Consider the following 6,000-nt stretch of genomic DNA (forward strand, 5'->3'; position numbering starts at 1 on the left):
TATGAAAGTTTACTTTTAAAAGTTTCTTTCTGTATAGCTAATAATATATAATTTTTCTCCTTTTGAAAGGGGCTTTCAAACCATAATATATTATGGATGAACAGCCCCTGCCTTTTTTAAATCTTTCAAGAACAATAGATAACAACCTGCTGTAGTTCGTTGTGCTAATGGTAATGTATATAAAGTCTTGTTATAATATCTTAATTTGGTACTAGGAATATCTTTTACCTTTTTCTCTATCCTAATAGCTCTCTTTGCATTATATCTTATATATTTCTCTGGTGAATCCAATAAAATAGGTGGTTTTGTGGCAATATACTCTTTTACTAAATCATGAGTATACTTTACATAATTTTCAAATTGTCTATGTTTGTTTAGCAATCTGATCTGAACATGCTGACTTATAGTAAGGTCTTGAATTATATGAACGCAAGCACCTAAATAAAACATAGACTTACTTCTATTACCTTCTTTCCATAGTTTAAGAGCCTTGTCATAATAATCTTTTGTCACTGCCAGAGAATGACTATGTCCGAATAACCCTCTTTCTATGTTAGGGTTATAAAAGTGTGCAATACTTCTGAAATCTTGATCTGCCCAGACAGACCCTTCATTAATATCATCTAGATAATCACGAAACAAATCATATTCATCTTCGTAGTTATATCTTTTTAACAATTGTAATCCGTGATAATTATTGAATTTATGAACTTCACAATCTGTTGATATGAATATTTTTTTGATTGGATTGATTATCTTTAAAAATCTTCTTAAAGATTTACCGTAATATTTTTCAAATCTTTTTCCCATTGGCATTCCTTCTTTGTCATCACTTATGTCATCTAAGATTATTATACCCAATATCAAGATACCTATTTATTTTATTTAGCAAAAATTAATTATGCGATAATAGAACTCCTAATATCATTCCCAATATAATTGAGATAGTTATTGATCTGCCTTTCCATTGATTCATTGATTTTACTATTATTTCTCCTGTTGTTACATAGAGCATGATACCACCTGCAATACCTAATGATATGGAAATACATTCCGGAGATATCTGACTAAGTGATAATCCTATAATTGCTCCAATACCCATGGACAAACTTATAAAACTTACGATTAATAGTATATAAAACATTCTGACTTTGCTTTTTATAAGTGGCATAGCTATAATCATACCTTCAGGGATGTTATGTACTAATATTGCAAAAGCAAACCTTAATCCTTCTCTATCAGAAATACCTATCATTGAACCAATAGCAATACCTTCTGGTATATTATGTATCATAAATGCAATAGATAACAGGATGGCACTTTTAATATATCTATTTTCTGTGTCTTTTTGAATTTTTTTGCTCTTATCAAGATAATCTTCCAGTACTATAACAAATATTATACCTATTCCAATACCTATCAGACCAATGTTCAAGCCTCCTATCTCAAATGCTTTTGGTAATAATTCAAATGAGACAATAGCCAACATTAATCCTGCTGTAAAAGCAAGCATGACACCTTCAAACCTTTTACCTCTATCAGATATTCTATAAGTCATGATTACCCCTAATGAAAGACCAATTAATCCAGTTAGAAAGCTAACTAAAAAAGACAAACTATTACCCATATATAATCACCTCTTTTAATGTATATATGATAGAAGTTATATAAGTATGAATTAATTAATTAAGGTAAAAATTTCTTTGTCAGTATTCTCTAATGTATATTTAATTAATCTTTAATTTTTCTCTTACTTGTACTTAATGTACATAGTATAAAATGTCATTATGATGTAAATAAGGAGGAAATATAGTGAAAAAAGGTTTACTGTTATTAGTTACGATGATTGGAGTATATGCAACAATACATCATAAGTTCATAAGCAAAAAAGGTTCATATTGCCAATCTAGGTAATATGAACCTTCTTTCATTTATTCTTTTTGTAAAAAAACCATTCTATTAGGCTTATTATCAAATATAGTATTATCATACTAATACCAATAGTCAATAACCAGTTATTGTTACTAACTGGACAAACCCCATCTGGAAGTTTACTTCTTTCATAGTAAGTTTTCCCTAATGCAAATATAGATGTTCCTACAGCAATATAAAATATAATGTTAGATAATATACGCAGCTTCTTGTTCATAGGATAACCACCTTACGTATAATATTTGATATGTTTATTATACACTAAAAAAGTACTATTTAATAACAATATCGTTGAAAATTTATTTTAATCTTCTTTGTTCTTTTTCTTTATAGAAAGATAAAGCATATTCTTTGAGTAGCTTAATGTTTCTTGAATGATATTTTTTGTTAAATCATCTATTGCATGTCCTCGGAACTTAATTGTCTTGGTATTCTCTACCTCTTTGACAAGATCTTCTAACTTTTTTCCAATTGTCAATCCGTTATTTGCTTTTGACATATCAAATTTATTGTCATTACCTAATAAGTAATCTATTGTTACTTTAAAATATTTTGATAATGCTATTAACGTTTCATAGTCCGGCTGCTTACCTTTAGTTTCATAGCCTCCTACTGTAGCTCTACTCACACCAAGGTAATCACCTATTTCTTTTTGTGTTAGATTATTTGCTAATCTTAATTCCTTTAGAATACTGCCAAAGTTGTTCACGATTTCACCTCTTTTAAGTAATCATAATATGAATGCAAGTGATAGTAAATAATATGCGTCTATAATACTCATTATCAGTTTGACAAAGAGCCTAATAGGCGCTATAATATTATTAACAGCTTTTTATAAAATATTCTGACTAAACATTAACTTATGTAAAATAATTAATTAAGGATGAAATATTATGAATAAGTTAGTTCTATTACTAATAGGGATTTGTATAGGAATTATGCTAAGTTTTATCTATGATAGAGTTAGTTTTTATATAGGTAAAAAAAGAGTATGGAGAAAAATAAAAACAGATTTATTAGTTAATCATTATCTTGATAGGTATTGATTTGAATGACTTACACAAAATTAATTAGGGGGTTTTTCAATGGATAAAATTGGTGAACGATTGGAGACAGCTATTCTGAAATTACAGATTACTAAAAAAGAATTTGCCCATTCAATAGACTATTCTCCTGGTAATGTTACTGACTGGATAAAAGGCAGATATAAGCCATCTGCTAAGGCTCTTATCAATATGGAAAATGTATATAATATTTCTCAAAAATGGTTATTGTATGGTGACGGTGATATATTCGTGATTAAGAATGCATCTCCATCAAATAATGATGAAGTAACTACAGATGAATTTGATCTATTGAACGATTATCGTAATTTAGACGATTATCAAAAAGGTAAAGTCAGAGGATATATAGATGGATTAATGGATAAATCATTATTAAGTAAATCACATAAGAGCATATTCAATAATAGGTGTTAATGTTGAGAAACAATATACTTCATATTTACTTTCATTCCTTTCGCTCAGGCTAAGTTTTACTTTGATCTCTGCTATAATAATTAAAAATATAACCAGAATACTATGGTCCGCTGGATATTTTATATATATTTCTCTTAATATAAGAAATAATGCCGATATATAATATAACAATAACATTATTTTAATAAGCTACAAATATATAATATACGAAGAGAGGTGAATTATAAAATTATTTAATTTTATAATGAGAGGAATTTTTTAATATTGGTAGTTTATCAAACTTATATTTGACATTTATTTGGAGGAAATACATATGAAAAAAGAAAATAATAAGAACAAATTAACTAAAAACTCTAGCCATAGTTTAGCAAATAAAATATTGCTTATTATTATATCACTTCTTATTATTACCTTTGTAACAACAGGAATAATTATCAACAACAAAATCCATAATATCACAGAAAAACTAATAAAGCAAGAAATAAGCAGTCAAGCAAAAAGTATAGGATTAGAAATTAATAATTTTTTTCACGAAAAAGCATTAATTGTTGAGACAATGTCTAACACTAATAGCATTATTGAATATATAAAAGAAACCGAGAATTTAACTAATAGAAATCAAGCAAAAAGTGTTAACAGTTATTCTTCAGTTTTAAAAACATTGCAGAACATTAAACAATCGGATGAAGATTTAGGATTAGTATATATTGGACTAGAAGCTAACAATAACTTCGTTTCAAATGATAAAAACTTCCAGGTCAGCGAAGATTTTTCATTATTTGAAAGAGATTGGTATACAGGTCCAATAAAGAGTAAAAAAACTTATTTTACTTCTCCCTATATAGATATAGTCACTGGAAAATTAGTAATAAGTATCGGCAATCCAATTTTTGATAATACCAAATCCATTGGTGCGACAGCTATTGATGTATCTCTTGACAAACTTTCTGAAATTATATCAAAATATAAAATTGGTAATAATAGTTATCCTGTATTAATTGATTCAAATGGTCTAGTTATTTATCATCCAGATAGTTCTTTTATAAATACGCACTTGGGTGAAAATTCAGAAGAATTAGGTCATATTGTTGAAAATATGCTTGCTGGTAAAAATGATATAGACGAATATAAATATAATAATATAGATAATATCATAGCTTATTATCCAATCACTAGTAATAATTGGTCTGTGGCTATGGTAATAGAAAAAAGCTATGTAACTAACTATACTAACAGCATTCGTAATATAATAATTATTATTTACATTATTGTCTGTATTCTTATTTCAACTGTTATATTTATAATCATTAAAAAGTCACTAAAATATATTCCTAACATATTGAATGGTTTAAACGATGTATCAAATGGTAATCTGCGTATTCAATTAAACAATAAATCCAATGATGAAATAGGTCAAATCGTCTCAAATTTTAATATAATGGTATCAAAGATAAAAAGCTTAGTATTAAATTCACATGATATAAGTCAAAAAGTAGGCCATTCTTCTAGTAATCTAGCATCTATATCAGAGGAAGTTAGTAATTCATCAGAAGAAATTTCTAAAACCATTGACGAAATTGCAAGAGGAATGAGTGAGCAAGCGGCTGATACCGATAATGGAGCTCGGTTAGCTCTTAGCCTAGGCGATACCATTGATAAACTTGCTGCTGATAGTAAGGATATGATTGAAAAAGCCCAACATGCTGTTACTTCTAATGAACAAGGTATAAAAGCAGTTGAAGAATTAAAGGAAAAAACTGAGCTTAATAACAATGCTATCGACAAAATAAAGAATGCCATAAATAATCTTGAACACAAATCAAATGATATTGGTAGTATACTTAATACTATAAGTTCCATTGCTGAACAAACAAATTTATTATCACTAAATGCATCAATAGAAGCAGCTAGAGCTGGCGAATATGGGAAAGGATTTGCAGTTGTTGCTAACGAGATAAGACAATTAGCTGAGGGTTCTCAGAATGCTGCTGAAGAAATACAAGTTATTGTAACAAATTTGCAAGATGAAAGTAGCACTTCTGTACTTTTAATGAAGGAAGTTAACGAAAGAACAGTCATTCAATCTCAAGCAGTACAAGAAGTTAATCATTCTTTTCAACATATTAATCATGCAATGGAAGATATTAAAGTACGAATAGACAGTATTACAGAAATAGTATCTGATATAACTGTATCCAAAGATAAAATTATTGATTCTATTCAAAACATTTCAGCAGTATCTGAAGAAACAGCAGCTTCTACTCAAGAAATAAGTTCATCTGTTCAAGAACAGTTTAATGCAATTGATGAAGTTGCTAATTCAGCAATTTCATTAAATGAACTTATTGATAATCTAAATAAGGAAATTTCTAAATTTCAATTATAGTAAATTTGTTTTCTAGATTAAGTTTTTAGATATGGGTAAAGTAAAATATACTGTACCCATATCTTTTATTTAAATAATAGTTTCAAGAAGATATTGTAGTAATTAATGGTTATTTACATCTAGATTTCGATCAACTCTTGTTAAGGTTCAACTGGTATACTCTCCCACATCAACCGTTACTTGTTTTATTTCAATACAACTCTT

At 27.9% G+C, this 6,000-nt stretch carries 7 protein-coding genes; 3 read left to right on the forward strand and 4 right to left on the reverse strand.

The window, feature by feature from the left end; translation table 11 throughout:
- Positions 1 to 90 precede the first annotated feature (90 nt).
- The 4 genes from AACQ14_RS14370 to AACQ14_RS14385 all read right to left on the reverse strand — a co-directional run bounded on the left by AACQ14_RS14370 (position 91) and on the right by AACQ14_RS14385 (position 2,641).
- On the reverse strand, positions 91 to 861 hold the full coding sequence (locus AACQ14_RS14370; RefSeq protein ID WP_339364274.1) for a zinc dependent phospholipase C family protein: 771 nt from the start codon (positions 859 to 861) through the stop codon (positions 91 to 93).
- A 34-nt stretch (positions 862 to 895) separates the two neighbouring features.
- Positions 896 to 1,627: a ZIP family metal transporter gene (locus AACQ14_RS14375; protein WP_339364275.1), complete on the reverse strand. Its 732-nt coding sequence runs from the start codon at positions 1,625 to 1,627 to the stop codon at positions 896 to 898.
- 300 nt (positions 1,628 to 1,927) lie between these two features.
- The gene (locus AACQ14_RS14380) at positions 1,928 to 2,149 is read right to left on the reverse strand and encodes a hypothetical protein (RefSeq protein WP_339364276.1); all 222 of its coding nucleotides are present in this window, start codon (positions 2,147 to 2,149) and stop codon (positions 1,928 to 1,930) included.
- An 87-nt stretch (positions 2,150 to 2,236) separates the two neighbouring features.
- Positions 2,237 to 2,641, reverse strand: a complete 405-nt coding sequence (locus tag AACQ14_RS14385; RefSeq protein ID WP_339364277.1) for a helix-turn-helix domain-containing protein — start codon at positions 2,639 to 2,641, stop codon at positions 2,237 to 2,239.
- A 184-nt stretch (positions 2,642 to 2,825) separates the two neighbouring features.
- Between AACQ14_RS14385 and AACQ14_RS14390 the strand changes: the two genes are divergently transcribed.
- The 3 genes from AACQ14_RS14390 (at position 2,826) to AACQ14_RS14400 (ending at position 5,796) form a co-directional block, all read left to right on the forward strand.
- On the forward strand, positions 2,826 to 2,978 hold the full coding sequence (locus tag AACQ14_RS14390) for a hypothetical protein (protein ID WP_339364278.1): 153 nt from the start codon (positions 2,826 to 2,828) through the stop codon (positions 2,976 to 2,978).
- A 39-nt stretch (positions 2,979 to 3,017) separates the two neighbouring features.
- Positions 3,018 to 3,410: a helix-turn-helix domain-containing protein gene (locus tag AACQ14_RS14395; RefSeq protein WP_339364279.1), complete on the forward strand. Its 393-nt coding sequence runs from the start codon at positions 3,018 to 3,020 to the stop codon at positions 3,408 to 3,410.
- Between the two features lie 313 nt (positions 3,411 to 3,723).
- Complete coding sequence (locus AACQ14_RS14400) at positions 3,724 to 5,796, forward strand: methyl-accepting chemotaxis protein (RefSeq protein ID WP_339364280.1); 2,073 nt, start codon at positions 3,724 to 3,726, stop codon at positions 5,794 to 5,796.
- The last annotated feature ends 204 nt before the right edge of the window (positions 5,797 to 6,000 follow it).

The sequence above is a fragment of the Vallitalea maricola genome, from assembly GCF_036985595.1.
In the GTDB taxonomy this organism is placed as follows: Bacteria; Bacillota; Clostridia; order Lachnospirales; family Vallitaleaceae; genus Vallitalea; species Vallitalea maricola.